Annotated in this window: 21 protein-coding genes; 13 read left to right on the plus strand and 8 right to left on the minus strand. The window is 63.8% G+C overall.

Features of this window, described 5'->3' with window-relative positions:
• Nucleotides 1-7 precede the first annotated feature (7 nt).
• The 5 genes from Q5H92_RS14260 (at nt 8) to Q5H92_RS14280 (ending at nt 4,997) form a co-directional block, all read left to right on the plus strand.
• Complete coding sequence (locus Q5H92_RS14260; RefSeq protein ID WP_305012208.1) at nt 8-208, plus strand: hypothetical protein; 201 nt, start codon at nt 8-10, stop codon at nt 206-208.
• Nucleotides 209-219: 11 nt separating this feature from the next.
• The gene (locus Q5H92_RS14265; RefSeq protein ID WP_196294974.1) at nt 220-435 is read left to right on the plus strand and encodes a DUF350 domain-containing protein; all 216 of its coding nucleotides are present in this window, start codon (nt 220-222) and stop codon (nt 433-435) included.
• Complete coding sequence (locus Q5H92_RS14270) at nt 428-1,984, plus strand: polyamine aminopropyltransferase (RefSeq protein ID WP_305012209.1); 1,557 nt, start codon at nt 428-430, stop codon at nt 1,982-1,984. Before Q5H92_RS14265 ends, Q5H92_RS14270 begins: the two co-directional genes overlap by 8 nt.
• 208 nt (nt 1,985-2,192) lie before the next feature.
• Nucleotides 2,193-3,827: an NAD(P)-binding protein gene (locus Q5H92_RS14275; RefSeq protein WP_305012210.1), complete on the plus strand. Its 1,635-nt coding sequence runs from the start codon at nt 2,193-2,195 to the stop codon at nt 3,825-3,827.
• Between the two features lie 135 nt (nt 3,828-3,962).
• Complete coding sequence (locus tag Q5H92_RS14280; RefSeq protein ID WP_305012211.1) at nt 3,963-4,997, plus strand: hypothetical protein; 1,035 nt, start codon at nt 3,963-3,965, stop codon at nt 4,995-4,997.
• A 107-nt stretch (nt 4,998-5,104) separates the two neighbouring features.
• Here the strand turns inward: Q5H92_RS14280 and Q5H92_RS14285 are convergent, their stop codons facing one another.
• The 6 genes from Q5H92_RS14285 to Q5H92_RS14310 all read right to left on the minus strand — a co-directional run bounded on the left by Q5H92_RS14285 (nt 5,105) and on the right by Q5H92_RS14310 (nt 16,888).
• Nucleotides 5,105-7,135, minus strand: a complete 2,031-nt coding sequence (locus Q5H92_RS14285) for an RICIN domain-containing protein (RefSeq protein ID WP_305012212.1) — start codon at nt 7,133-7,135, stop codon at nt 5,105-5,107.
• Between the two features lie 217 nt (nt 7,136-7,352).
• The gene (locus tag Q5H92_RS14290; RefSeq protein WP_305012213.1) at nt 7,353-8,024 is read right to left on the minus strand and encodes a response regulator; all 672 of its coding nucleotides are present in this window, start codon (nt 8,022-8,024) and stop codon (nt 7,353-7,355) included.
• Between the two features lie 171 nt (nt 8,025-8,195).
• Nucleotides 8,196-10,208: a tetratricopeptide repeat-containing sensor histidine kinase gene (locus Q5H92_RS14295; RefSeq protein ID WP_305012214.1), complete on the minus strand. Its 2,013-nt coding sequence runs from the start codon at nt 10,206-10,208 to the stop codon at nt 8,196-8,198.
• A 79-nt stretch (nt 10,209-10,287) separates the two neighbouring features.
• The gene (locus tag Q5H92_RS14300; protein WP_305012215.1) at nt 10,288-12,153 is read right to left on the minus strand and encodes a tetratricopeptide repeat-containing sensor histidine kinase; all 1,866 of its coding nucleotides are present in this window, start codon (nt 12,151-12,153) and stop codon (nt 10,288-10,290) included.
• 188 nt (nt 12,154-12,341) lie between these two features.
• On the minus strand, nt 12,342-13,643 hold the full coding sequence (locus Q5H92_RS14305) for an amidohydrolase family protein (protein WP_305012216.1): 1,302 nt from the start codon (nt 13,641-13,643) through the stop codon (nt 12,342-12,344).
• An 89-nt stretch (nt 13,644-13,732) separates the two neighbouring features.
• Entirely contained in the window at nt 13,733-16,888 is a 3,156-nt protein-coding gene (locus Q5H92_RS14310) for an amidohydrolase family protein (protein ID WP_305012217.1), read from the minus strand.
• A gap of 177 nt (nt 16,889-17,065) precedes the next feature.
• On the opposite strand from Q5H92_RS14310, the gene Q5H92_RS14315 reads away from it, so the two are divergent.
• Both Q5H92_RS14315 and Q5H92_RS14320 read left to right on the plus strand, forming a co-directional pair.
• Entirely contained in the window at nt 17,066-17,275 is a 210-nt protein-coding gene (locus tag Q5H92_RS14315) for a hypervirulence associated TUDOR domain-containing protein (RefSeq protein WP_305012218.1), read from the plus strand.
• Nucleotides 17,276-17,459: 184 nt separating this feature from the next.
• Nucleotides 17,460-18,746, plus strand: coding sequence for a DUF418 domain-containing protein (locus tag Q5H92_RS14320; RefSeq protein WP_305012219.1), 1,287 nt, complete (start codon nt 17,460-17,462; stop codon nt 18,744-18,746).
• A 13-nt stretch (nt 18,747-18,759) separates the two neighbouring features.
• Here Q5H92_RS14320 and Q5H92_RS14325 read toward each other — a convergent pair whose 3' ends face one another.
• Both Q5H92_RS14325 and Q5H92_RS14330 read right to left on the minus strand, forming a co-directional pair.
• Nucleotides 18,760-19,302 (minus strand): hypothetical protein, encoded by a 543-nt coding sequence (locus tag Q5H92_RS14325; RefSeq protein WP_305012220.1) that lies wholly within the window; start codon nt 19,300-19,302, stop codon nt 18,760-18,762.
• Nucleotides 19,303-19,444: 142 nt separating this feature from the next.
• Nucleotides 19,445-21,046 (minus strand): amino acid permease, encoded by a 1,602-nt coding sequence (locus Q5H92_RS14330; protein WP_305012221.1) that lies wholly within the window; start codon nt 21,044-21,046, stop codon nt 19,445-19,447.
• A 250-nt stretch (nt 21,047-21,296) separates the two neighbouring features.
• On the opposite strand from Q5H92_RS14330, the gene Q5H92_RS14335 reads away from it, so the two are divergent.
• From Q5H92_RS14335 to Q5H92_RS14360, 6 genes are all read left to right on the plus strand, one after another.
• Entirely contained in the window at nt 21,297-21,716 is a 420-nt protein-coding gene (locus Q5H92_RS14335; RefSeq protein ID WP_305012222.1) for a DUF4890 domain-containing protein, read from the plus strand.
• A gap of 174 nt (nt 21,717-21,890) precedes the next feature.
• On the plus strand, nt 21,891-22,337 hold the full coding sequence (locus tag Q5H92_RS14340; protein WP_305012223.1) for a DUF4890 domain-containing protein: 447 nt from the start codon (nt 21,891-21,893) through the stop codon (nt 22,335-22,337).
• Nucleotides 22,338-22,481: 144 nt separating this feature from the next.
• The gene (locus Q5H92_RS14345; protein WP_305012224.1) at nt 22,482-23,861 is read left to right on the plus strand and encodes an MBL fold metallo-hydrolase; all 1,380 of its coding nucleotides are present in this window, start codon (nt 22,482-22,484) and stop codon (nt 23,859-23,861) included.
• Between the two features lies 1 nt (nt 23,862).
• A complete protein-coding gene (locus Q5H92_RS14350) occupies nt 23,863-24,156 on the plus strand; it encodes a hypothetical protein (protein WP_305012225.1) in 294 nt (97 codons plus the stop codon).
• 90 nt (nt 24,157-24,246) lie between these two features.
• Nucleotides 24,247-24,840, plus strand: a complete 594-nt coding sequence (locus Q5H92_RS14355; RefSeq protein ID WP_305012226.1) for a YdeI/OmpD-associated family protein — start codon at nt 24,247-24,249, stop codon at nt 24,838-24,840.
• 99 nt (nt 24,841-24,939) lie between these two features.
• Nucleotides 24,940-26,199: an exonuclease SbcCD subunit D C-terminal domain-containing protein gene (locus tag Q5H92_RS14360; RefSeq protein WP_305012227.1), complete on the plus strand. Its 1,260-nt coding sequence runs from the start codon at nt 24,940-24,942 to the stop codon at nt 26,197-26,199.
• Nucleotides 26,200-26,292: the final 93 nt, after the last annotated feature.

A 26,292-nucleotide genomic window follows, 5' to 3' on the forward strand; every position in this document is an offset into this window, starting at 1 on the left:
CGCCGCCATGCTCGAACGCCTGCTAATTTCCCTGCGCCCCGTGCGCCTCTACGCGCTGCTGCTGCTCCTGCCGCTGGGCTGGTTTGCCTGGGGCACGGCCACCGGCACCCGCCTGCTCGGCGACGACAACGAAAGCACCGAAACACTCACCGCCGGCTCCGGGGGCGGGCGCAGCACCGTCGGCCACGCCCGCTTTTATCACAAGTAATTTTTCAGTTTATGGAATACCTCAACCCCAAGGCGTTCACGGCCTCCATCGTGTATTCGCTGCTCGGCATCTTCATTCTGGTGGTCAGCTTTTACGTGTTCAACAAGCTGACGCCGGGCACCTTGCGCAAGGAAATAATAGAGGACCACAACACGGCGCTGGCCATTCTGGGCGCGGCGTTTATGCTGGCCGTGGCCCTCATCATCAGCGCCGCCATTCATGGTTGAAACCGACTTGGAGCCGGTGGTGGCCCCAGCGGCCCGGCGGCAGCAGTCGCCGGGCTTGCTGCTGCTGGCGGTGGCCGTCATTGCCACCTGCGGGCTGATTTATGAGCTGATTGCCGGCACCTTAGCCTCGTATTTGCTGGGCGACTCGGTGACGCAGTTCTCGACCATCATCGGGGCCTACCTCTTTGCCATGGGCATCGGCTCGTGGCTATCAAAATTCCTGGAAGGTTCGCTGCTGCGCTGGTTTATCCGGCTCGAAATTCTGGTGGGCATCGTGGGCGGGTGCATGGCGCCGCTGCTGTTCGTGTCGTTCGAGTACGTCGCCTCGTTTCGGCTGCTACTGTATGTGCTGGTGGGCCTCACGGGCGTGCTGGTGGGGCTCGAAATCCCGCTGCTGATGCGCATTCTGGAAAACCGCTACCAGTTCAAGGACTTGGTGGCGCGGGTGTTTGCCGTCGATTACGTAGGGGCGCTGCTGGCTTCGCTCATATTCCCGCTCGTGCTGGTTCCACAGCTCGGGCTGATTCGGACCTCGCTCTTGTTTGGGGCTTTGAACCTAGCCGTGGCCGCCGTGGTACTGGCCCGCTTCCCCGAAACGCGGCCTTACCGGCGGCGCTTTGGCGTGGGCATCGCGGTGGCGCTGCTGGGGCTGGCGGTGCTGTTTGGCTTCGCCAACCGGCTGCTGGCTTACACCGAAACGTTGGCGTTTCAGGACCAGGTCATTTACTCGAAGTCGACGCCTTACCAGCGCATCGTCCTCACCCGCAACCCGCGCGAGCTGCGCCTGTTTCTCAACGGCAACCTGCAGTTCAGCTCCGCCGATGAATACCGCTACCACGAGGCACTGGTGCACCCATTGCTGCAGGCGCTGCCCCAGGCCCGCCGGGTGCTCGTGATGGGCGGCGGCGATGGCTTGGCCGTGCGTGAGCTACTAAAATATCCTCACATTCAAAGCATTAAGCTAGTCGACCTTGACCAGGGCATGACTAGTATTTTCCAGCACAACGAGCTGCTACTGGCCCTGAACAAAGGCTCGCTAAACAATCCAAAAGTGCAGGTTATCAATGCTGATGCCTACCAGTGGGTGCGCCAGGACACGGCGCATTATGATGCTGTTATCGTCGACTTTCCTGACCCTGGCAATTACTCCATTGGCAAGCTTTACTCAGCCGCGTTCTACACGGCGCTAGCCAAGCGGCTGGCACCCGGCGGGCGCATGGTGGTGCAAAGCACCTCGCCGTATCTGGCGCGGCAGTCGTTCTGGTGCGTGGCCCACACGCTGGCGGCCGTGGGCCTGCACACGTTGCCCTATCACCTCTACGTGCCTTCCTTCGGCGAGTGGGGCTACGTGCTGGCCGGCCCCGACGCCCACTGGCGCGGCGATGCCGGGCCGCTGCCATCGGGCCTGCGCTACATCACCCCCGGCACTATTCACGACATGCTCCGCTTCCCACCCGACATGAGCGAGGTACCAACCGAGGTAAATCAGCTGAATAACCAGGCCCTGGTGCGGTATTTTGAGGAGGACTGGGGGCCGTATGTGCATTGATAACTCAGGCATTTTCATCCCAGTACGTCATGCCGAGCGCAGTCGAGACATGACGCGTGCCGGAGTAATTCTTACGATTGGATAACTACCACATGCGAGATGCCTCGGCTGCGCTCGGCATGACGTGCTGAAATAAAAACGCCCTTCTTCAAATCGCCCCTCTTCCCACTTTCCATCTCCCCTTCTTCCTACCTCCCCGCCTCTCCCCATGCCCAACCGTCGCACTTTTCTGGCCCAAGGCGGCGCGGCGCTCACCGGCGCGCTGCTGCTGCCGGCCCTGCCCGGCTGCGCACCTACTAACTCGCTGGCCCACATTAAAGGCCGGATGCAGGGGCAGGACGCCACCACCGGCCACCTGCTGCGCGACCCCAGCCGCATTCCCGCCCCCACCGAAACCTTCGAAACCGAGGTACTCATCATCGGCGGGGGCGTGGCGGGGCTCTCGGCTCGACGCTGGCTGCACCGCCACGGTCTCACCAATACGCTGCTGATGGAGCTGGCCGCCGAAACCGGGGGCAACGCCGCCGCCGGCCGCAACGCCGCATCGGCCTACCCCTGGGGGGCGCACTACCTGCCCGTGCCCGACGTACGCAACGTGGAGCTGCTGGAGTTTCTGCAGGAAACTGGCACGCTTACCGGCTACGCGCCCGACGGATTACCCATTTACAGCGACTATCACCTTTGCCACGACCCCGACGAGCGGTTGAGCATCGACGGCCACTGGCAGGACGGGCTGGTGCCCAGCCTCAATCTTTCGGCCGACGAGCAGGCACAGTTTGCCCGCTTCTTCAAGCTGATTGAAATCCTGAAAACGGCAAAGGGACACGATGGCCGCGACGCCTTCTGCATCCCGCTCGACCACGCCTCGGCCGATGCGGAATACCGCCAGCTCGACCAAATTTCCTTTGCCGATTACCTAACTCGCGAAGGCTTCACAGCCGCGCCGTTGCGCTGGTACCTGGACTACGCCTGCCGCGACGACTATGGCGCCCTGGCAACTCAAGTTTCGGCTTGGGCGGGGCTGCACTACTTCGCCAGCCGCAAGGGCCGCGCCCATAACGCCACCGGCGGCGACGTGCTGACCTGGCCCGAGGGCAACCATTTTCTCACCGAACACCTCCGCCGCTGGGGTGGCGGGGCCATTCAAAACCACACGCTGGCTTACGACCTGCGCGAAACCGCCAGCGGCGTCGAGGTGCTCACCTACAACGTGGCCACCCGCCAGGGCACCCGCGTGCGGGCCCGGCGTGTGCTGCTGGCCACGCCTCAGCACGTGGCCCACCGGCTGCTGGCCGGCATTCCCGGCCACGCCCTTCCCCCGCCCGATGCCCTGCATCACGCCCCCTGGCTCATCGCCAACCTCACCGTGGAGGGCCTGCCGCAAGGTCCCGGCCGCCCCCTTAGCTGGGACAATGTTCGCTACGGCAGCGCCTCGCTGGGCTACATTAATGCAAGCCAGCAGTCGGTGCGGCAGGAAAGCGGCGCGCCCAAGGTCATCACCCTCTACTGGCCCCTCACCGACGAGGCGCCCGGCCCCGCCCGTCGCCGCGCCTACCAAACGCCCTACGCCGAGTGGCTGCCCCGCGTGGTGGCCGAGCTCGAAACTTACCACCCCGGCGTGACGCCCTACCTCAAAAACGCCGACCTCTGGGTGTGGGGCCACGGCATGGTAGCCCCCACGCCTGGCCTGGTGTGGGGGGGCGCCCGGCAGGCCGCTATGCAGCCCGTGCGGGACCGCATCTACTTCGCGCACACGGATTTCAGCGGTATTTCTATTTTTGAGGAAGGCTTTTACCAAGGCATCCGGGCGGCGCGGGAGATGCTTGAAACGGCCGGTGTCTGATAAAAGGAACGTCATGCTGAGCGCAGTCGAAGCATCTCTACCGCGCAACGTAATCATTTACTCTCGCGGTACAGATGCTTCGACTGCGCTCAGCATGACGGGCCATCGATTTTTCTATCCTCATTCTATCCGCTTATGCCCCAACCCTGGATTCGCTCGGCCCGCTATGACGGGCTGCTGATTCTGGCGCCGCCGTTTCTGGCGCTGGGGCTGGTGCTGCTGCTCCCCCCCGCCTACCGCAGCACGGCCGAGATGCCGCTGCTGGCCTGGGTGGCGCTGGTGGTGCTCATCGACGTGGCTCATGTGTACGGCACCCTGTTCCAGACCTATTTCGACCCGCTGAAGCGGCGGCAGCGGCGCACCCTGCTGTGGGTGGTGCCGCTGGCCTGCTACGCGGCCGGCGTGGCCCTGCACAGCTTGGGCGGGCTGGTGTTCTGGCGGGTGCTGGCGTACCTGGCGGTGTTTCATTTCATCCGGCAGCAGTATGGGTTTCTGCGGCTGTATGGGCGGCAGGAGCCGCGCACCAAAGGCGCCTGGCTGGCCACGGTGCTGATTTACTACGCCACCATCTACCCACTCCTGTACTGGCACCTCTCGCCGGGGCGGAACTTCAACTGGTTCATCGATGGGGAGTTTGTGCAAACGGACTGGCCGGCCGGCCGGCTAGTAGCCACGGTGCTATACGTGGCCTTAATCATAGCCTATACCGTTCGGGAGGCGCTGCTTTGGCGGCGCACCCGCACTTTTAATGTGCCCCGCAATCTGCTACTGGGCGGCACGCTGGCATCGTGGTACGCCGGCATTGTCTGGTTCAACGGCGACCTGGCCTTCACGCTGCTCAACGTGGTGTCGCACGGCATTCCTTACCTGGCGCTGGTCTGGAACGGCGGGCCGTCGTCGCGGCAGGCGCCCGCGCCGCCCCGGCGGGGCGCCTGGGCCGGCCGCTACGGCCTGCTGGTGTTTCTGGGGGCCGTGGCCCTATTCGCTTTTCTGGAAGAAGGGCTGTGGGACGGGCTGGTGTGGCGCGAGCACGGCGCCGTGTTCGGCTGGTTTCAGCAGCTGCCGACGGTGGCCAGCCCGGTGTTGCTCATGTGGCTGGTACCGCTGTTGGCCCTGCCCCAATCAACTCATTACGTGCTCGACGGCTTCATCTGGCGCCGGCCGAAGTAGCTTGGACGCTGCGAGTCCGAGTAGTGAGCAAAGCGAGCAGGCGGAATTGCAAGCTTCCTGACGCAAGTTGCTCGCTCTGCTCGCTGCTCGGACTCGCAGCGTCCAAGCTACTTCACTATTACCAACTCCACGCGGCGGTTGAGGCGGCGGGTTTCCTCGCGGTCGTTGCTGTACTTGGGCTTCGAGCCGCCAAAGCCGACGGTGGTAATGCGGCTTTCGGCCACGCCGCGGCCCACGAGGTAGCGCTTCACCTCGGTCACCCGGTCTTCGGAGAGCTGCTGGTTCTTGTCGGCGGGCGGCTCGTTGGAGGTGTGGCCTTCGAGGCGGATTTCGGTGGCGGGGCTGGCTTGCAGGGCAATGGCCAGGCGGTTCAGCTCGGCGTAGGCCGTGCCGAGCAACGTGGCTTTGCCCTGGGCGAAGAGGATGCTGGGCAGGTCGATTTTAGCGCCCACAGCGGCGGGCAATAGCAGCAGGTCGCGGCGGGGCGAGCCGGCGATGACCACCGTGTCGCCCACCGTGAGGAAACCGCCGCCGGTGGCCGTGAGGTAGTATTTGCCCGGCAGCAAGGACAGCTGGTAGCCACCGGTGTTATCGGAACGGCTGGTGGCGTTGTACTGCACACCGGCCGCATTGGCCAGCAGGTTGGCTTTTACCACGGCGCTGGCCACAGGCTGCTTGGTGCGCGAATCCAGCACGCGCCCGCTCAAAAAGGCCCGCACGTTGGGGTCGAAGTCAACGGCTGCGACGGGCGCGGCCGGGAGCGAATCGGTAGGCACGGCGCGGCCGGTGCGCCAGATGTCGCTGGTGGCGTTGGGCGCGGGCGACGACGAGTAGTAGGCCGTTTTGCCGTCGGGCGTCAGGCTGAGGTAGGCGTTGAAGCCGGGGCCGTTTAGGGCGGGGCCCAGGTTGCGGGGCTCGCTCCACTTGCTCCAACTGTCATCAAGACGCTGGCTGACGAAAATATCGGCCGAGCCATAGCCCATGTGCCCGTAGGAGGCAAAATACAAGGTTTTGCCGTCAGGCGTAAGCCAGGGCGCGAAGTCAAAGCCCGGCGAGTTCAGCACCGGCCCCAGGCTGGTGGGCTCGCCGAAGCCGCCCTTGCCGTCGGGCCGGCTCAGGTAGATGTCGTTGCCGCCCTCCGAGTCGCCGCGCTCCAGCGAAAGCAGCAGGATTTGGCCATCGTTGCTTACAAAATAGCCCGCCCCGGGCACCGCTGTGTAGAAATTACTGATACCCACCGGCGAAGGCCGGGAGCCTTTCGCTGGGCCACTGCCGACCGCCGCGCTGCTCACCTTGCTCACGCCCTCGTCCCGAAACCCGTTGGAATCATACGTGCCGCGCACAAACAACGTGCGGCCATCCGAGCCGGTGGCGGCCACTACCTCGTTATTCTGGGCGGTATTTACGGCGTCGAGGCGCGTGGGGGCGCCCCAGGTCTGGCCCTTGTCGGCGCTCTGGCTCACCCAGGCATCGCCCGAATCGGTGTTGCCTTCGGTGTTGCCGGCAAATTTGGTGCGGGCAAAATACAGCGTGCTGCCATCGGGGCTGAGCACAGGATGCAGTTCGTTGCCCGGCGAGTTGAGGCCGGCCAGCGGCTTGGGCGCGCCGAAGGACGACGGGCCTTCCAACACATTCAGGCGGAGCCGAAACAGGCGCCATTGCTGGCTGGCCCGGCCGTTGCCCTTCTGAGCCACCACCGGCGTCCCGTTGAACTTATCCGAGGCGGCCAGCGCCGCCACCCGGGTTTCGCTGCGGTTTTCAAGCTGGAAGCTGCCGGCTGGGCCGGCCGGCACCAGCCGCCACTGCTGCTGCTCGCCGCCCTGGTACGGGCGCTGCACCAGCGGCTGGTTCTCGCCGGGCTTGTCGGCGGTCAGGCACAAGCTGCTGTTTTTGGATTCAATTCGGTAATACTCGCTGCCCTGACGGATGGGCACAAAGCGCCACTGTTGGCTGTTGGCGTGCGTGAATTCCCACTGCACAGCGGCCGCGCCGCTGGTAGTGCTGGCGCCGGCCACGTCAAGGCAGCGTCCGCTGCCGCGGTCAATCAGGCCGTAATACGCCCGCTCATCGGGCACGAAGGAAGCTTGGGCGTGGGCAAAAACAGGCAGCAACAGTATCAGCGACAGCAATCGAATCATCAGCGGGGGCGCGGAAAAGGGCGCGTGGGTGCATAACGCAAAAGAACGCCGAAATGATGGGAACGGGCAGGATGAGGAAGGGATGGGTGCACCCTGAACGTCATGCTGAGCGCAGCCGAAGCATCTCTACCGCCATAGTAAATGGATTACTCGCGCGGTAGAGATGCTTCGGCTGCGCTCAGCATGACGTTCCAGTACATCTCCTAGGCTTCCCCCCTCACGCCAGCAGTTTGTGCTTGATGGCGTACTGAATCAGCCCCACCACCGACTTGCAGCTGGTTTTGGTGAGGATGTTTTTGCGGTGCGTTTCCACGGTGCGCTCCGAGATGAAGAGGGCCGTGGCAATGTCTTGGTTGGATTTTTCGGCCGCCACGAGGCGCAGAATCTCCTTTTCGCGGGCGGTCAGCTCGGCCACTGGGGCGGCGCTGGGGCGCTGGGCTGGCACATCGAGGTGCTGAAGCAGCGTCTGGCCCACTTCCTGGCTGAAATGGGTGCGGCCGGCGGCCACGTTGGCAATGGCGGCGCTGAGCTCGGCGCGGGTGGTGTTTTTGAGCAGGTAGCCGGCCCCGCCCGCCTCCAGCACTTCCATCACCGACGTGTGGTCGTGAAACATGCTCAGGGCCAGCACTCGCACCGCCGGGTAGCTGGCGCAGATGTGCCGGGTGAGCTCCACGCCACTCATCTGGGGCATGTTCAGGTCCACGAGGGCCACGTTGATGCTGGGGTGGTCGTGCAGGCAGCGCAGGGCATCGGCGCCGGAATTGGCCTGGGCCACCACGCGCACCGTACCGTCGGATTTGAGCAGGGTTTTAATGCCTTCAATCACCATCTGGTGGTCATCTACCAGCAGCAGGTTGGTGCGGGCCGGGGCAGCTTGTGCGTCGGACATGGAAGGGATGTTTGCAGAAATTATAGAAGGAGTCGACCAGCAAGCAACGCGGGATTGATTGACCGGCTCAGGCCAACCCGCTTCTCCTGCTAATACATTAATTCAAACATACTTCAATTTAGCCGGGCTTCGCATCAATTTCAAAAGAATTTACCGCACAATATCGGGGCCTCAGGCCGGCAGCGGCACGGTGGCCGCAACGGTGGTGCCGTGGCCAGGGCGGCTGTCGATGTCGAGCGCGCCGCCGAGGTAGGCCACCCGGCTGGCCATGTTGCGCAGGCCCAGGCCGGCGTCGGGGCCCAGGGCGGCGGGGTCGAAGCCCACGCCGTTGTCTTCCACCAGCAGGGTCAACTCGTGGGCATGGCGGATGAGCTGCAGGTTGATTTCGGTGGCCCGGGCGTGCTTCACAATGTTCTGCACCGCTTCCTGCACCACCCGGTAGAGCGTGCTTTCCACGTTTGCCGCCAGCCGCACGTCGTCGAGCCCCAGGGTTTCGAGGCGAATGCGCAGGCGGCCGGGCTGCTGCATCTTGTCCAGAAACTCGCGCACGGCCCGGGCCAGCCCGCGCTTGATGAGGGCGTTGGGCAGCAGGTTGTGCGAAATGTCGCGCACTTCGCACACGCTCTCGTCCACCAGCCCCAGGGCGTCGCCGAAGCGGCGCTGCTCGTCGGGGCTCAGGCGCGGGGCCAGTTCCTCGCTCAAGGCGTGCACGTTCAGCTTCACTACGCTCAGTAACTGGCCCACGCCGTCGTGCAGGTCGGCCCCGATGCGGCGGCGTTCGGCCTCCTCGGCTTCGAGCACGGCGGCGGCGCGGCGCTGCTGCAGAGCCTGGCGCTCTTCGGCAAACTCTACTTCGCGGCGCAGGCGGCGGCGGTTCAGCAGCAGGTAGCCCACGCCGGCCAGCAGCGCCGCAATGGCCAGCCCCGCCCACAGCTGCACGCTGCGCCGCCGGATGACCTGCTGCTGGGTGCGCAGCCGGGCGGCCTGCACACGGTTGCGGGCTTCCTTCTGTTCGGTTTCGTACTGGGTTTGCAGCTCGGCCACGGTGCGGGTGGTGGCAGCCAGGCGCAGGGTGTCGCGCAGCAGCTCCATGTCGCGGCGGTAAGCGAAGGCGGCGCGGTAGTCGGCGCGGGCGGCGGCCAAGTCGGCCAGGCCTTCGAGGGCGTCGGCTTCCTCCTGCAGGTCGCGGTTGGAGCGGGCCAGGGCCAGGGCCTGGGCGAGGTAGGGCGCGGCGGCGGCGGCCTGCCCGGTTTGCACCAGCGACTCGCCCAGGATGGAATACAGGTCGGCGCGGGCGCCGGGCGTCAGGTTGCCGGCCACGCGGCGGTTGAAGGCCGCCTCCACCCGGCGCAGCAGCGGCAGCGAGGCGGCCCAGTGGCCTTGGTGCTGCTCCAGCACGGCCAGCGTGAGCAGCAGGCCGTCGTTGGCCGTGGTATCGGGCTGGGTGCGCACCACGGCCAGCCCTTTGGCTACGTAGGCCCGCGCCCGCGCGAAGCGGCCCGCGTCGCGGTGAATGATGGCCAAGTGGTTGAGGCAGTGGATGACGTAGGCCGGCACCCGCGCCTGCTGCCAGCCGCGCAGGCTCTGCTCGTAGGCGGTCTGGGCGGCGGGCAGGTTTTGCTGCTCCAGGTAAATCTGGCCAATGGCCCCGTACGAATCGGCCACGGCGGCCGTGTCGTGGGCGGCCTGGCGCAGGCGCAGGCCGCGCAAGCTCAGGCGCATGGCCTCGGCAAAACGGCCCTGGTTGATGCGGCGCTTGGCGGCGTTGGCGAAGTTGTGGCCGGCCCACAGCGGGTTGCCCAGCGCGGCAAACTCCCGGGCCGACCGCAGGTGCAGCTGCACCGATTCGTCGTTGTGCCCGCCCTGGGCCGCCAGCGTGGCCAGGTTGTAGCCCACGCGCGCCAGCCGCTTCCGGTCGCCGATGGCGGTGGCCAGGCGCGCGGCCTGGCGACCGTAGCGGCCGGCCTGGGCCGTGTCGTTGTACTGGAAGTTGAACATCAGCGTCACCAGCGCCTTGGTGCCGAAGGTGTCGTGCGGGTGCTGGGCCAGCACGCGGCGCAGGCTATCCACCTCGCGGGTGTCGCGGGCGGGCGGCAGGATTTGCGCCTTGGGCTGGGCGTGGGCCGCGCCGGCCAGGGCCAGCATAACCAGAGTGCCGCCCATTAGGCCACGGATTTTTATCATGAAATCAGCATTAAATCATTCCCGTGGCCCTTGTAGCGCCGGTGGGCGGGCCGGCCCGAAGCATTCATCATTGCCCCCGTCAGGCCGGCACCGCGCTCAGCGGCACTTCCAGCGTGACGGTAGTGCCCCGGCCCGGCGCGGCGTCAAAATCGGCTCGCCCGCCCAGGTAGGCCATGCGGCTTTCAATGTTTTTCAGGCCGATACCGGCGTCCTCGCCCAGGTCGGCGGGGTCGAAACCCACGCCGTTGTCTTCCACCATCACCGTCAGCTCATCGGTGTTGCGGATGATTTGCAGGGTGATTTCGGTGGCCTGCGCGTGCTTGAGAATGTTCTGCACCAACTCCTGAATGACGCGAAACAGCACGTTCTCCACCGTGGGCGGCAGGCGCCCGCCCTGGTCCAGCCCCACCACTTCGAGCTGCACTTTGAGGCGGCCGTCGGGCGCAATTTTGTTCAGGAAATCGCGCACGGCCTGGGCCAGGCCACGCTTAATGAGGGCGTTGGGCAGCAGGTTGTGCGAAATGCTGCGCACCTCCCGGAAGCTCTCGTCCACCACGTCCAGCGCGTTCTGAAACATGGCCTGCTGGCCGGTAGTGTTCAGGTGCAGCTCGCTGCCCAGCGCCTGCAGGTTCATTTTAGCAGCCGTCAGGAGCTGGCCCACGCCGTCGTGCAGGTCGGACCCGATGCGGCGGCGCTCGGTTTCCTCGGCATCGAGCACGGCCTGGGCGCGCAGCTGCTGCAAGGCCTGGCGCTCCTCGGCAAACTCCACCTCGCGGCGCAGACGCCGCCTGGCCACCCAGGAATAAGCCAGGCCCGCCAGCAGCAGCGCCACCAGCGCCCCGGCCCACAGCAGCGTGGTGCGCCGCCGGATGACTTGCTGCTGCGTCTGCAGCTGCTGCGCTTGCAGGCGGTTCCGGGCGTCTTTTTTCTCGGTGTCGTACTTGGTTTGCAGTTCGGCCACCTGCTGGGCGCTTTCCTGCTGAAAGATAGAGTCGTTCAGAAACTGAAAACGCTTCTGCCACTGCAAAGCCTTCGCCGGCTGCCCGTTATCTTCATAAAGCGAGGCAAAACCATTGTATATCACCCGCACAATGGGCAGCGCGTGCAGGCCCCGGGCCAGGCGCAGGGCGTGCTGATAGGCGTCTTCGGCCTCGGGAGTGCGGTGCAGCAGGGCCAGGGCGTCGCCCAGATTCAGCCACGACTCGGCCTGGCCCTGCTCGTTGCCGTCGGCCTGGTCGATGGCCAGCGTTTGGCGGTAGTAGCGGTAGGCTTCGGCGCCGTTTTTCTGCTTCAAGGCCAAGCCGCCGAGGTTGTAGAGGGCCAGCACGGCCACGCTGGAATCGCCGAGGGCGCGGGACTTTTGCAGCGAGGTCCGGAAGTCGGCGCGGGCGGCGGGCAGTTGGTTTTGTTCCATCAGCACCGTGCCGCTGTTGTTGAAGGCCACGGCCAGCGGCTTGGCGGCGCGGGCGTCGCCGGCCTGAGCGGCCTGGCTCAGCAGGGCCTGGGCGCGGCGGGCGTATTGCAGGCTCTGGGCGTATTGCTGCAGGTTTTTGTTGGTGCTGGCCAGGTTCAGGTAAGCACTGCCCTGGCCCAGCAGGTCGTGGCGCTGCTCGGCCAGGCGCAGGGCCGACAGCAGGTGTTGGGCGGCGGCGGCGAAGTCGCCCTCCGCGTTGCCTAGCCGGCCCAGGAGCAGCAGGGCTGCTTGCTGCTGGGCGAGGTACGCGGGCGCGGCCTTAGCCTGTTGCAAGGCCAGCGCAGCCAGACGTTTGGCTTCGGCCGGTTCGGTGGTGCGCAGGGCGGTGGCATCGGCCAGCAGCAGGCGCAGCCGGGCGGTGTCGGGGGCCTGGGCGCGGCGCTGGTTCAGGCTGTCAACCAGCGGGGAAGTGGCCTGGGCCGTCGCCGGGGCCGGCTGCGCGGCGGCGCGCCCTACCCACGCAACCTCCATCGCGCCGGCTCCCAATCCCAGCCACCAACAAAATCGAAAAGCCCGATAAACGCCTCGCATCCTGACCACGGTTTTACGTTTGAATAACCCGAAAATATTAGCGCCGCTAAGTAAAGCAATTATGCCATACTCAGCGGCGCTTATTTTCTGATTTTCAGAAAGCCCGTACCCGCAACGCTTTAGCCCGGCTACAGCCCGTACTTGCTGCGAAATTTCTTGGCCAGGTAGGTCTGCTTGCTATCGAGCGAGATGCTGCGGCCGTCGATGAAGGCGCGCGTCACGGCGTTGGTGCGCATGTCGAGCAGGTCGCCCTGGCTGAGCACGAAGGTGGCGCTCTTGCCCGCTTCCAGCGAGCCGTAGTCTTTGTCGATGCCCATCATCTGGGCCGGCGTGAGCGTGACGGCGGTCAGGGCCTGCTCTTTGGTGAGGCCGAAGCTGGCCGCCGTGCCGGCGATGAAGGCCAAGTTGCGCGAGCCCGCCGTTTCCATCGAGCCCTGGTAGTCGAGGCAGAAGCGCACGCCGGCGGCCTGCAGCTGGGCGGGCAGCTTGTAGGGTTGGTCGTAGTCGTCGGCATCGCGCCGGGGCAGGGCGTGGATGCGCGACACCACCACGCTCACGTCGTTCTGCTTCAGGAAATCGAGCACCATCCAGGCGTCGCGGGCGCCCACCACGGCCACCTTCTGCGCGCCCATCCGCTTGGCGAAGCGCACGGCTTCAATAATTTCCTTGCCGTAGTCGGCGTGCAGGTACAGGGTTTTGGAGCCATCGAAAATGCCGGCCAGCGACGAGAGGCGCAGGTTTTCGCGGCGGCCGGCGGGCAGCTGGCGGTAGGCGCTGGCCTCACCCAGGAGCTGCTCCAGGTCGCGCAGCTGGGCTTCGCGGGCCTTCTGGCGCTTTTCGAGCGCGGCGGCTTCCTCGTTGGGGTTGTTGCGAAACACCATAGCGGGCCAGGTCAGGTGCTGGCCGTCGTCGGCGCGCACCACGGCGTCCTGCCAGTTCCAGGCGTCGAGCTGCACCACGCTGCTCTGGCCGGCCAGCAGGCCGCCACGTGGGGTGGGCTGGGCCAGCAGCACGCCGTTGGTGCGCACTGTGGGCAGGATGTCGGAGTCGGTGTTGTAGGCGATGAGGGCGCGCACGTTGGGGTTCAGCGTGCCCACTTCCTCTTCATCCACCGTGGCCCGAATGGATTCTACTTCGGTGAGGCCCAGCGTGGTATTGGGCAAAATCAGGCCCGGATACAGCTGCTGGCCGGTGGCATCAATGGTTTCGTAGCCGCCCTTGTCCTGGGTGAAACCGGCGGCGGGGCCAGCATACGTCAAGCGGCCTTTGTCGAAAGCCACCGCGGCATTGGGCACCACGGTGCCGTTGCCCACGTGCAGCGTGGCACCGGTGATGAGCATTGGTTTCACTTGGCCCGGGGCTGGCGTGGGCACCTGGGCCAGGGCGGCGCAGGTGGTGAGGGCGAAGGTGGCGGAGAGGAAGAAGCGCATGGGATAGGGCTAATTATTTGGTTGGCGGCGCGGGCGAAACCTCACCCCCTACCCCCTCTTTCTTGGAGAGGGGGGCAGGGGGTGAAATGTTACTGCGCGGTTTCTTTTTCTTCGCCCAGCGTGTCGCAGTGCCACAGGCCCTGGGCTTTGCCGGGGGCGGCCTGGGTGGGCGCGCCGCCTTTTTTGGCGGCCAGCATGGCCTGTACCAGGCGCTGCCGCTCCTTTTGAATATCGGCGCGCAGGGCGGCATCAGCGGTGAGGCTGAACATTTCGCGGCCGTCCACAAAGGTGTATTCGGGGTGGGCGTACACGCTGAGCGGGTTGTCGGACCAGAGCACCACGTCCGCATCCTTGCCTTCCTTGATGGAGCCCATTTTAGCATCCAAATGCAGCATTTTGGCCGGGTTGATGGTGACCAGACGCAGGGCTTCTTCCTCGGTGAGGCCGCCGTATTTCACGGTTTTGGCGGCTTCCTGGTTGAGGCGGCGGCTCATTTCGGCGTCGTCGGAGTTGATGGCCACGTTCAGGCCGGCCCGCGTCATGATGGCCGCGTTGTACGGGATGGCGTCCTTCACCTCGTTTTTATAAGCCCACCAGTCCGAGAACGTGCTGGCGTTGGCGCCGTGGGCTTTCATCTTGTCAGCCACCTTGTAGCCTTCCAGAATGTGGGTGAAGGTGTTCACCTTAAAGCCCATGCGGTCGGCCACGCCCATCAGCATGTTGATTTCGCTTTGCACGTAGCTGTGGCAGGTGATAAAGCGCTGGCGGTTCAGGATTTCAACCAGCGCCTCCAGCTCCAGGTCGCGGCGCGGGGCCTCGCCTTTCTGCTGCTTGCTCTTGCCCAGCTTATTCCACGCGCTCCACTCCTGCTCATACTCCTTAGCGCGGGTGAAGGCGTCCACAAACACCTGCTCGGTGCCCATGCGCGTTTGGGGGAAGCGCAGCACGTTCAGCTCGCCCCAGTTGCTTTGCTTCACGTTTTCGCCCAGCGCAAACTTGATGAAGCCCGGCGCGCCGCTGATTTTCATCTCGTCGGGGGTGCCGCCCCAGCGCATTTTCACCAGCGCCGACTGCCCGCCGATGGGGTTGGCCGAGCCGTGCAGCAGCTGCGCGGCCACCACCCCGCCAGCCAGGTCGCGGTAAATGCCCACGTCCTCGTTGTCCACCACGTCGCCAATCCGTACCTCGCTGGTCACGGCCTGGGTGCCCTCGTTCACACCGCCCGAAATGGCCAAGTGCGAATGCTCGTCAATGATGCCCGGCGCCAGGTGCTTACCCGTGCCGTCGATGCTGCGGCCGCCTTTGGGCAGCGTCAGATTCTTGCCAATGCGCGCTATGCGGCCGTTTTCCAGCAGCACGTCGGTGTTTTCGAGCTTGCCCGCGGCCTCGCTGGTCCACACCGTAGCGTTTTTGATGAGCGTAGGCGTTTGGTCGGGCATGGCGGTCCGGCCATAAGCGGCAAAGGGGTAGATGACGTTGCCCAGCACGGGAGGCGGCAGCACCTTGGCCGAGTCACGCTTGGCGGCGCGGGTGGCTTCCTCCTGCCGCACGGCTCGCCACTTCACCGGCAGGCCTTCAGCTGATAATCCCGCCAGCAGCCCATCGCCCTGAAACACGCGGCCTTCCTGGGTGTAGTAGCCACTCAGGCGCGTGTAGCCGGCGTCAGCAGCAGCGGGTTTGGGCTTGGCCTCCCCAGCCTTTCCTCCTTTGCCTTTGGGTTTGTCGTTAAGATTAAACACAATCGTGGCCAGGTCATTGGTCACGTTAATTGTGCCTTTAATGGTGTCACCAGCCGTGGGCACAATTTTCAACTCCGGCGCTTCGGGCTTGCCCTGGATGAGCATGGACATATCGGAGCCCACCCGAAACTCGTTTTTCAGGATTTTCTCGGCCGAAGTCAGGCTGAGCTTGTACACGCCGCGGTAGTCGGCCGGCACGGTGCTGAGCTGGTACCGCTCACCCTGCACCCAGTTGTCGAGCAGCACGTTATCGTCGGCCAGGAAGTGGGCCGAGCACACGATGAAGTTGGCTTCCATGCCCGGGCGCAGGGCCCCGAGGCGGTCCTGGGCGCGCAGCAGGCGGGCCGGCGTTTCGGTGAGGGCGCGCAGGGCAGCGGCTTCGCTCAGGCCGTACTGGGCGGCTTTGCGCAGGTTAGGCAGAAATTTTTTCTTGTCCTTGAGGTCGGCCGCCGTGAGGGCGAAGGGCACGCCGGCCTGGGCCAGCCGGGCGGCGTTGGCCGGGGCCAGTTCCCAGTGCTTCAGGTCTTCGAGAGGGATGCGCAGGGCGTCGTACACGTCGGCCACGTCGTAGGCGTCGGGGAAGTTGAGCGGCACGATGAAGGCGGCCCCGGTCTTTTTCAGGTCGTCGAGGCGCTGGTACTCGTCGCCGCGGCCCTTGATGATGTACTGCTGGCCGGCCTCGTCGCCCAGCCGGTCGGCGCGCAGGGCCGAGAGCTTGTCATTCACCTGAAAAATGGCCGGCAGCCCTTTCTGCTGCGTCAAAGCCTGCAATGACAGGTTCTGCTCGCGGCGCGGGTTGCGCTGGTTCCAGGCGGCGTCGAGGTAGGTTTGGCACAGCAGCGCGATGCTGCCCATCAGCGAGCCCGGGTAGTCCTGCGTGCTCGTGCCCTTGTCGAACGAAAGGCCCGCGGCGGCCCGGTCCAGCAGCAGCACCTCCTGCTCCCGGCGGTTGGTGTTGAGGCTGACCAGCGCCGCCGTGCCGCGCATGATGCCATCGGCCTGCTGCGTGAGCACCGCTCCGAAGCCCAGCGCCCGGTAGGCCGTGGCCTGGTCGTTGTTGATTTTGAACAGCTCGGCCGCATTCACTTCCGGATGAATAGCCTGGTTCCAGTCGTAGGCGCCGGTTTTCAGGCTCTCGAATTGCGGGCCGGCGCGGCGGCCCTGGCGCTGCGCAGCCGTGAGGTCGGGTACGCCGTAGCTGGTGTACACATCCACCAAACCGGGGTAGATGAACTTGCCGGCCACGTCCTGCACCACGGCTCCGGCCGGAATTTTCACGGCGCCGGCCGGCCCGGCGGCCACTACTTTCCCGTCCCGAATCAGCAGCGTGCCGTCGTTGATGCGGGTCTGGTAATCGGTGTAGAGCGTGGCGTGGGTGAAGGCAAACACGCCCGGGCGCTGGTCGTACACGCCGTTGCGCGGGAAGGTGCCGGGCTGGGCCCAGGCCGCCGGGGCCGCCAGCACCAGCAGCGCCGCCAGCGGCAGTTTCGATGTAGAAATTTTCATGCAGCGTAAAGAAGCAGACATTGAGAATTTCGCCAGAAAACCCAGCTTTCCTTCTCACTTTCTGTCAAATGTAGGCCCGTGTGCGGCGGGCTGGCAACGGCGCGGGCAAAATGCAAGTAATAATTATCTGACGCGGATTTTGCCCGCAGTTCTTTTCCATCCTTCCCTCCCATCCCCATGCGCAAAGGCACCAAAGTCAACTGGAAATACGGCACCGGCACGGCCACTGGCAAGATTGAATCCGTCCATAAAGAGCCCGTTACGCGCACCATCAAGGGCGCCGAAATCCACCGCAACGGCACGGCCGACAATCCAGCCCTCGTCATCGTACAGGACAACGGCGACCGGGTGCTAAAGCTTAAAAGCGAAGTGAAAGCCGCCAGCTAAGTATGCCATAAGGTGACATCACAGTTGGGAAGCGCATTCCTTCTCCTCCATTAAGCAGTTAGGCGAAAAGACGTACCTGACCCGATTACTGGCGAGGAAAAAAGGGCAAAGTCGAGAAAAGTCTAAATAATATGCATTTTCTGCTATTATTACAGATTAATTATCACCTTGCTTTTTTTTTTGAATGGATAACACCGCTACCCAATCAGCTGCCGCGCCGCTGGAAGAGTCAGACCGTTCCGACCTACTGGATGCCTTGCGGGGGTTCGCCCTTTTCGGCGTTTGCTTAGCCAATCTGTTCACCTCGTTCTCGCTGTGGGGAGAAACCGGGGCGCCCGCGCCGGCCAGCCTCGCCACCGCGGCCACCGACCCCGCCGCCGCCTTTCTCATCCGCGCCCTGATTGACGGCAAGTTCTACTCCTTGTTTTCGCTGCTGTTTGGCATTGGCTTCGCGGTGCAGCTCCAACGGTCGCAGGCCCGCGGCGACGCCAAGCTGGGCACCTACCGGCGGCGCTTGTGGGTGCTGCTGGGCATTGGGCTGGCGCACTCGCTGCTCATCTGGAGCGGCGATATTTTGGCGTTCTACGCCTTGGCTGGCCTGTTGCTGGTGCGCTTACGGGGGATTTCGGACCGGGCGCTCCTGCGCTGGGTCGTGGTGCTGCTGTTGCTACCCATTCCGCTTTGGGCTATTTTCTGGCTGGGAGGCGGGTGGAAGGCGTCTGTGCCGCTCACCCCCGGCTTACCGTTTTACGCCATTGGCGGGGCCATTGCCGAGTCGATGAAGATGACCACCTTTTACCAGGCCGTGGCCACTGAAAACTGGGGGACTTATCTGCGCATTCTGCAGGGCAGTATTTTCTTCCGATATGGCGGCTTGCTGTTTCAATGGCGGATTTGCAAGGTGCTGGCCATGTTTCTCTTGGGGCTTTGGGTGGGCCGGCATCAGATTTTCCGCAGCCCGGCGGCTCACCTGCCGCTACTGCGCCGCGTGGCCGGGTGGGGCCTCGCCCTGGGCCTCCCCGCCAGCCTGCTCAGCGCCTACCTCAACGCCGGCAGTGCTTATGACAATGGCGAGGCCCTGGGGCTGGCCCACGCCGGGCTCTATGCGCTGGGCGTAGGGCCACTGGCGCTGGCCTTTGCAGCGCTTTTTGCGCTGGCCTGGCTGGGCCGGGGCCGGGCCGTACTGCGCCAGCTGGCGCCGATGGGCCGCATGGCGCTCACCTGCTACCTGACCCAAAGCTTGATAGGCGTTTTCCTTTTCTACGGCATCGGGCTGGGCTGGATGGGCCACGTGGGCCCCACCCTGTTGTGGCCGCTGGCCGTGGCCATTATTGCCGCGCAACTGCTGGCCTGCCGCTGGTGGCTGGCGCGTTTCCGCTTCGGGCCCGTGGAATGGCTATGGCGCAGCCTCACCTACCGACAGTGGCAGCCGTTGCGCCGGGCCACGCCGCTGGTAGCGGCGGTTGGCTAACCCAAACGGCCACTCAGCGCCGCAGCACAATGCCGTTGCCCGCCCCAGCGCCGTCATCGGCCACGGCCACGCCATTGAGCACGGCCCGGCGGCGCAGATTCATGGCGCAGCTGCAGCAGCCCGGGCCTCCGGGCCGGTCGGCCACGTCGAGGTCGGTAAGGTCGTAGGAGCGGTTGACCCGCGGCAGCACAAAGCGGTAGTTGTAGTTGAGGTAAACCAGCGCAGGCCCCGCGCCGTTGGCCACGGGTAAGGGCAAATACTGCAAGTTGACGGCGCAAAACAGATTCGGGCCGCAAATGCCGGTGCGAATGGTGTCGAGCGGCGTAGCAAAGCCGGGCCGGGCGTATCGAACCAGGTAAGCACCTGCCACCTCGGCGCTGGTGAAACTACCTGCCGTCCGGCTATCAGTTTCAATGCGTACCACCAGGTTTTCGGTTTCCGTGCAGGGCGTGCAATTGTAGTTTTCACAATTTTCACCGCAGCTGGCCAGGTTGATGCCCAGCGAGGTAGCCAGTACCGAAGCGGCAAATTTTGTGCGATAGTAAAATTGCTTCATAGCGGCAGGAAGGAGGAATGTTAATATCGTTCAGCTGACCGCTGGCCGCCGCGTAAAGTTGCGTTATACTTAACACAAAAAATCCCCGCCAACATCAGCTGACGGGGATTTCTAAGTAAGCGACCTGCCGCAGGCGGTGGGCTTACAGGTTGTTTTTATCGGGCTTGATGAAGGCCTCCTCGTCCATCTCGGTGGGCACCACCACCACGCCCTTCTGGAGCATGGAGTTGCGCTTGCCGTAGAGGAAGTACACCACAAAGCCGAGCAGCATCCAGCCCAGGGCCAGTTTCAGGGTGTTCGAGTCGAGGGCCAGAATCATGAGCGTGCAGATGGCCGCGCCCAGGATGGGCACCAGCGGGAAGCTGGCCGACGAGAGCGGCGAGCGGAACGGCCGGGGCTGGTCGGGGTCGGAGCGGCGCATAATCCACACGCCCAGGCTCACCAGCACAAAGGCCAGCAGCGTGCCGAACGAGGTCAAATCGCCGGCCAGCGAGCCGGGCACGAAGGCCGCAAACGCGCCCACGAACACCAGCAGCGCCAGGTTCGACTTATAAGGCGTATTGAACTTGGGGTGCAGTTCCGAGAAGGCTTTGGGCATCAAACCGTCCTTGGCCATCGAGAAAAATACGCGGCTCTGGCCCATGAGCATCACCAGAATTACCGACGAAAAACCGAGCAGAATGGCCAGCGTCACGGCCGTGCCGAGCCACTCGTAGCCGGGCATGTGCGCCTTGATGGCGTAGGTTACGGAAGCCTCGCCGCCCAGGGCCGGGTCGGCAAATTCACGCCAGTTGGCCACCCCCGTCAGCACGTGGCCGAACAGGATGTAGAGCACCGTGCATACCGCCAGCGAGCCGAGAATACCGATGGGCATGTCGCGCTTGGGGTTCTTGGCCTCCTGTGCGGCCGTGCTCACGGCATCAAACCCGATGAAGGCGAAAAACACGATGGCCGCCCCGCCGAGGACGCCGCCCCAACCGTGCTTGTTCCAGGCCGTGTATTCGCGCACCACCACGCCGGCCGCGTTTTTCACGGGCGCGGCGTTTTCGGGAATCAGGTAGGGCGTGTGGTTGGCGGGGTTGATAAACTGCCAACCCACGGCAATGAATACCAGCACGATAGCCACTTTCAACACCACCACAATGGCGTTGAACATGGCCGATTCCTGCGTGCCCTTGATAAGCAGTAGGCTCAGCATGACGATGATGAACAAAGCCGGCAGGTTGATGAGGCCGTGCTCCAGCGTGCCGTTCACCACGGCGCTCTCGAAGGGCGAGTGGCTGAGGTTGTAAGGAATCGTATTAACGAAATCAACCTTTGTATGGACGGCCTCCAGCAGCTTGTTCAGATACTCGCTCCAGGCAATGCTGACGGTGGCCGCGCCCAGTGCGTATTCCATAATCAGGGCCCAGCCGATAACCCAGGCCACGAACTCGCCCATGGTGGTGTAGGCGTAGGTGTAGGCCGAGCCGGCAATGGGAATCATGGCCGCGAACTCGGCGTAGCACAAGCCCGCGAACACGCAGCCGATGGCGGCCACGATGAAGGCCAGCGTCACGCCCGGGCCGGAGGCTTGGGCGGCGGCGGCGGCGGTGCGCACAAACAGGCCCGCCCCGATGATGGCGCCCACGCCCAGGGCCACGAGGTTGCCGGCGCCCAGCGTGCGCTGCAGGGTGCCGTGCCCGGTGGAGTTGGCCTCGCCCAGGAGCACGGCCAACGGTTTTTTGGCGAAAATACTTGCCATGTGTTAGGTGTAAAGGAGGAAGAAGTGTGAAATAAAATGAGGTTGAAACAAGATGTTCCGACGCTATTTGCCCATGATTTTGGCCACGGCAACAGCGGCGGGCCCGAAATATAGGCAGCAAATTCCCTTCGATTTGGCGGGGCCGCCCCGACTGGCCGGTGCCGCCCGGGTTTCCAGCTTGCCCGCCGCCGCTTAAACCCGCTTTGCTTCGCCGCATCCAAGCCCATGTATCACCCCTATCGTTAATCTGATGAACAAGACCCTCGTTCTGCTTTCGGCCCTGCTCCTTGCCGGTGGTGCCGCCTCGGCCCAGGCGCCAGCCATTCCCGGCCCTGCCGCCACCCAAAAATCGCCCGACCAGCAAGCCCAGCGGCGCGCCCAGTACCTCGCCAAAGAGCTTGGCCTCACCGCCGACCAGCAGGCCCGACTGGAACCCATCCTGCTGGCCCAGCGCCAGGATATGCAAGCCATGCGCGACCGGGTGCAGACCAACGGCCGCCAGCGCGGCATGGGCCAGGAACTGAAAGCCTCCCAAGGCAAATACACCGAGCAAATCCGGGCCGTGCTCACGCCCGAGCAGTTTGCCCGGTTTGAGCAATTGAAAGACGAGCAGCGCGACAAGCTGCGCGAGCGCCGCGCCGGCAGCCAGGGCCTAGGCGCGAGGCCCTGATTCGCCGGCTTCATCTGCGAAAAAAGGCCGTTTATCGATGAATAAAGGCCGGCTCAGCTGGCGTCATACTCTTGGCATACTGCTTGCAAATACCCTGGCAAGCAAACGCCGCAACCGTTTTGGTTGCTCATTTCCCTCCAACCCCCCCCCTTCATCCCTTCTTCTAACATTATCATGAAAAAGACCCTGATGTTGCTTGCTGCCCTGGCCTTCACCACCGCCGGCACCAGCTTTGCCCAAACCGCGCCGGCTACCACTACCACCAAAGTAAAAATGCACGGCGGCAAAGGCGGCCACGGCCCCAAAGACCCCGCCAAGATGGCCGACCACAAAGCTGGCAAAATGGCTAAGGAGCTCGGCCTCAACGCCGACCAGGAAGCCAAAGTGGAGCAGCTTTTTCTGGCCCGCCAGCAAGAAAACCAAGCCCTGAAAGCCAAATACGGCGCTGACCGCAATGCCGCCCGCACCGAGATGAAAGCTTCGCACGAGAAGTACGAAGCCCAGCTCAAAAGCATCCTCACGCCCGACCAGTACGCCAAGTTCGACAAAATGAAGGACGAGCACCGCGGCCACGGCAAGATGCAGGGCGGCGGCAAAACCAAAGTGAAAGCCAAAGCTTAATTCCGCTCGCCTTTAGGCACTTCCCAAAGCCCCGACCAAACCGGTCGGGGCTTTTTTGGTTTGAAATGCCCGCCGGGGCAGGACCGTACATTGCGCGGCCTGCTTATATTTGGCCAAACCACCCGGTTACCAAATCCCCTCGCTATGCCTCCCCTCCCCAGTAGCACGGCCTCGGCTGTGCAAATCCAGCAGTTTTACGACAAGGGCCTGGCCCACGCCAGCTACGCCGTGCGCTGCGGCCGCCAGGTCGCCATCATCGACCCGGGCCGCGACCCCCAGCCCTACTACGACTTTGCCGACGAGCACGAGGCGCGCATCATCGCCGTGATTGAGACGCACCCGCACGCCGATTTCGTGTCGTCGCACCTGGAAATAGCCCAGGAAACCGAGGCCCCCATCTACTGCAGCAAGCTGGTGGGCGCCAAATACCCTCACAAAACCTTCGACGACGGCGACCGCCTGAAATTGGGCGCCTACGAACTGCACGCCATCAACACGCCCGGCCACTCGCCCGACAGCATCAGCATCCTGCTGCTGGACGAGCTGGCCCAGAGCCGCGCCGTGTTCACCGGCGACACACTCTTTGTGGGCGACGTGGGCCGGCCCGACCTGCGCGAAGAAGAGGCCGTGGGCGGCCACAAACGCGAAGAGCTGGCCGCGCAGATGTACAAAAGCACCCGCAACAAGCTGATGACCCTGCCCGGCAGCACCAAGGTGTACCCAGCCCACGGCCCCGGCAGCCTCTGTGGCAAAACCACCAGCACCGACCTCGACAGCACCATTGCCAAGGAACTGAAAACCAACTACGCCCTGCAACCTATGTCGCAGGACGAGTTCATCAAAGTGCTGCTCGAAGACCAGCCCTTTGTGCCCAAATACTTTGGCCACGATGTGAAGCTCAACAAGCTGGGCGCCCCCAGTTTCGAGGACAGCATCCGGGCCGTGCCGCACCCCGGCAGCACCGCCGCCCTCGAGCCCGGCGTGCTGATTATCGACGCGCGCCCGGCCGCCAAGTTCCGCGCAGGCCACCTGCCCGGCGCCATCAACCTGCAGGACGGCGGCAAGTTCGAAACCTGGCTGGGCTCGGTTGTGGGCCCCACCGAGAAGTTCTACCTGCTGGCCGACTCGCAGATTGCGCTCGACACGGTGGTGCGCAAAACCGCCAAAATCGGCTACGAGGCCAACATCAAAGGCGCCCTTCTGGCCCCCTCCACCTTGCCCGAAACCGCGCCGGCCGTGGATGTGGAAGCCGTACGCCAGCACCCGGAGCAATTCACCATCGTCGACATCCGCAACCACGCCGAGGCCAAAAATCAGGTTTTCGACAACGCTCTAGTCATCCCGCTGCCCGAGCTGCGCGAGCGCGCCCACGAAATCCCCACCGACAAGCCCGTGCTCATTCACTGCGCCGGCGGCTACCGTTCAGCGGCCGGCGCTAGCATTGTGCAAGCGGCGCTGCCGGGTGCCGAGGTGCTGGATTTGGGCGAGGCCATCACGGAGTTTCAGAAGGCGGCCGTGCATTAGCATGATAGGCGTCCCCGGCTTAGGCATTCTGCTGGTGCTGGCCATCATCCTGCTATTTTACTTACCCTTTATCACGGTCAAAATTTTAGCGAAGCTGGCGGCGTTGAACAGCTTTCCGGCCTCGGTCCGAAAAGCAGTAATTGTCATTACCTTTTTGCTTTTCGCAGGACTGACACTGCTTTTAATCAGAGCCAATCCCTACAATCTGGACTGGCTGCTGTTGTACGCCGTCGTTTCCACCTTGCTGTATTTCACGATTAAGTGGATTCAAAAAAGCAAGATTCCGGCTGCCTGATTCCGGCTCATTCCCCATTGGCAGGCTGCCAATGGGGAATTTGGCTATAAACCGAGTTAGTTTGAACCACATTGAACCGTAGCACAGACAATGGAAGCGAGTAGCACCAATCCCAAAGTTGATTTCTATTTTAATAAAGCCGAAAAGTGGCAGGCCGAATTAGAAATCCTGCGAACAATTGTTCTCGATTGCGGGCTGAGCGAGGAGTTGAAATGGGGCGTCCCCTGCTACACTTTTCAGGACAGCAATGTGGTATTGATTCACGCATTCAAGGGCTACTGCGCGGTACTGTTTCCCAAAGGTGCCCTGCTGAAGGACCCCAATGGCATCCTGATTCAGCAAACGGAAAATACGCAAGCCGCGCGCCAGATTCGCTTTACCGGTTTGCAGGAAATTGCTGACCGGGAATTCAGCATCAAAGCCTACATCCGGGAAGCCATTGAAATAGAAAAAGCAGGTTTGAAAGTACCCTTGAAGGATGCCTCCGAACTCCAGATTCCAGCGGAGTTCCAACAGAAACTGGAAGAAACACCAGCTCTAACAACCGCCTTCCGGGCGCTGACGCCGGGTCGGCAGCGGGCTTACCTGCTGCACTTTGCCGCTCCCAAGCAAGCCCAGACCCGTGCGGCCAGAGTTGAAAAATGCACGCCCCAAATTCTCAAAGGCAAAGGATTGAATGAGTAACCATTCCGTTGAGAGTGCTTGAAAAAGCACTGGCCCAAGGAGGTGCCGGGGCTTTTTCATTGCTAGCCGCGTGGGTATCTTTGAGATTCACTCTACCTTATGCGCGTCCTTCACACCGCCGATTGGCACCTCGGCCAGCACTTCCTCACCGGGCAGGAGCGCACCACCGAGCAGCAGGCTTTTCTCGATTGGCTGCTGCTCACGGTGCAAACGCAAGCCATCGACGTGCTGGTCATTGCCGGCGACATTTTCGATACCCAAACGCCGTCGTACACGGCGCAGGAGCTGTATTACACCTTTTTAGTGAAGATGCAGGCCACCGGCTGCCGCGACATCGTGGTGGTGGGCGGCAACCACGACTCGCCCACCATGCTCAACGCTTCGCGGCAGTTGCTACGGCAGTTGCGCATCCACGTTGTAGGCGGCGTGCCCACCGACCCCACGGAGCAGATTCTGCACCTGAACGCGGCCGACGGCCGGCCGGGACTGGTGGTGTGCGCCGTGCCCTTTCTGCGCGACCGCGACATCCGGCTGGCCGTGGCCGGCGAAACCCTCGACGACCGCCAAATCCGTATCCGCCAGAGCATTGCCGACCACTACGCCGCCTTGGCCAACCATGACTCGGTGCTCCGGCTGCGCGAGCAGGACGTGCCCGTGCTGGCTACCGGCCACCTCTACGCGGCCGGCGGCGAGGCCCGCGAAGGTGCCGAGCGCGACGTGCACATCGGCGGACTGGGTTTGATTGGGGCCGAGCATTTCCCAGTGGCGTTCGACTACGTGGCGCTGGGCCACCTGCACCGCCCGCAGCTGGTGGGCGGGCAGGCGCACATCCGCTATTCAGGTTCGCCGGTGCCGCTGTCGTTCACCGAGGCCAACGACAAGCAGCAGGTGCTGCTGCTGGAGTTCAAGGGCGCGGGCGCGCCGGTTATCACCAGCCTGCCGGTGCCCGTGACGCGGCGCCTGCAGCGCTTCCACGGCACGCTGGAGGAGGTGGAGGCCGACATTCTGGCCTACGACAACTCGGCGTTTCAGCTAGTGGCCTGGGCCGATGTACTGGTGCGCTCCGACGAAACGCCGGCCGAGGTGCAGCGCCGCGTGCAGGCCGTACTGCAACTTCAAAAAGCCCAGGTGCTGGCCCCGAAAGGCGTCCGCCACCAGCGCGCCACCGAAGCGCCGGACCTGGCCGAAAACGCCATCCCGCTGGCCTTGCTACACGAGCTGACGGTGGACGAGGTGTTTGGCCGGCGCGTAGCCAGTCTGCCGCCGGAGCGCGCCGCGGCCCTCACGGCCACGTTTGGCGAGCTGCGTCAGCTGCTGGCCGAGGCCGACCCGCTAGCCTGGGGCGGCGAGGCGTTGTGAGAGAGTCTTCGTTAGAGCCCTAAGCGCAAAAAGAACGTCATGCTGAGCGCAGCCGAAGCATCTCTACCGCGAGAGTAAATGATTACTACTGTG

Origin of the sequence: Hymenobacter mellowenesis, assembly GCF_030581005.1 — a bacterium.
GTDB lineage: Bacteria > Bacteroidota > Bacteroidia > Cytophagales > Hymenobacteraceae > Hymenobacter > Hymenobacter mellowenesis.

What these genes read in the sequence shown, in the direction of transcription:
- Q5H92_RS14260 (WP_305012208.1), top strand. Translation starts at nt 8, where the DNA reads ATGCTCGAACGCCTGCTAATTTCCCTGCGCCCCGTGCGCCTCTACGCG.
- Q5H92_RS14265 (WP_196294974.1), top strand. Translation starts at nt 220, where the DNA reads ATGGAATACCTCAACCCCAAGGCGTTCACGGCCTCCATCGTGTATTCG.
- Q5H92_RS14270 (WP_305012209.1), top strand. Translation starts at nt 428, where the DNA reads ATGGTTGAAACCGACTTGGAGCCGGTGGTGGCCCCAGCGGCCCGGCGG.
- Q5H92_RS14275 (WP_305012210.1), top strand. Translation starts at nt 2,193, where the DNA reads ATGCCCAACCGTCGCACTTTTCTGGCCCAAGGCGGCGCGGCGCTCACC.
- Q5H92_RS14280 (WP_305012211.1), top strand. Translation starts at nt 3,963, where the DNA reads ATGCCCCAACCCTGGATTCGCTCGGCCCGCTATGACGGGCTGCTGATT.
- Q5H92_RS14285 (WP_305012212.1), bottom strand. Translation starts at nt 7,135, where the DNA reads ATGATTCGATTGCTGTCGCTGATACTGTTGCTGCCTGTTTTTGCCCAC.
- Q5H92_RS14290 (WP_305012213.1), bottom strand. Translation starts at nt 8,024, where the DNA reads ATGTCCGACGCACAAGCTGCCCCGGCCCGCACCAACCTGCTGCTGGTA.
- Q5H92_RS14295 (WP_305012214.1), bottom strand. Translation starts at nt 10,208, where the DNA reads ATGATAAAAATCCGTGGCCTAATGGGCGGCACTCTGGTTATGCTGGCC.
- Q5H92_RS14300 (WP_305012215.1), bottom strand. Translation starts at nt 12,153, where the DNA reads ATGGAGGTTGCGTGGGTAGGGCGCGCCGCCGCGCAGCCGGCCCCGGCG.
- Q5H92_RS14305 (WP_305012216.1), bottom strand. Translation starts at nt 13,643, where the DNA reads ATGCGCTTCTTCCTCTCCGCCACCTTCGCCCTCACCACCTGCGCCGCC.
- Q5H92_RS14310 (WP_305012217.1), bottom strand. Translation starts at nt 16,888, where the DNA reads ATGAAAATTTCTACATCGAAACTGCCGCTGGCGGCGCTGCTGGTGCTG.
- Q5H92_RS14315 (WP_305012218.1), top strand. Translation starts at nt 17,066, where the DNA reads ATGCGCAAAGGCACCAAAGTCAACTGGAAATACGGCACCGGCACGGCC.
- Q5H92_RS14320 (WP_305012219.1), top strand. Translation starts at nt 17,460, where the DNA reads ATGGATAACACCGCTACCCAATCAGCTGCCGCGCCGCTGGAAGAGTCA.
- Q5H92_RS14325 (WP_305012220.1), bottom strand. Translation starts at nt 19,302, where the DNA reads ATGAAGCAATTTTACTATCGCACAAAATTTGCCGCTTCGGTACTGGCT.
- Q5H92_RS14330 (WP_305012221.1), bottom strand. Translation starts at nt 21,046, where the DNA reads ATGGCAAGTATTTTCGCCAAAAAACCGTTGGCCGTGCTCCTGGGCGAG.
- Q5H92_RS14335 (WP_305012222.1), top strand. Translation starts at nt 21,297, where the DNA reads ATGAACAAGACCCTCGTTCTGCTTTCGGCCCTGCTCCTTGCCGGTGGT.
- Q5H92_RS14340 (WP_305012223.1), top strand. Translation starts at nt 21,891, where the DNA reads ATGAAAAAGACCCTGATGTTGCTTGCTGCCCTGGCCTTCACCACCGCC.
- Q5H92_RS14345 (WP_305012224.1), top strand. Translation starts at nt 22,482, where the DNA reads ATGCCTCCCCTCCCCAGTAGCACGGCCTCGGCTGTGCAAATCCAGCAG.
- Q5H92_RS14350 (WP_305012225.1), top strand. Translation starts at nt 23,863, where the DNA reads ATGATAGGCGTCCCCGGCTTAGGCATTCTGCTGGTGCTGGCCATCATC.
- Q5H92_RS14355 (WP_305012226.1), top strand. Translation starts at nt 24,247, where the DNA reads ATGGAAGCGAGTAGCACCAATCCCAAAGTTGATTTCTATTTTAATAAA.
- Q5H92_RS14360 (WP_305012227.1), top strand. Translation starts at nt 24,940, where the DNA reads ATGCGCGTCCTTCACACCGCCGATTGGCACCTCGGCCAGCACTTCCTC.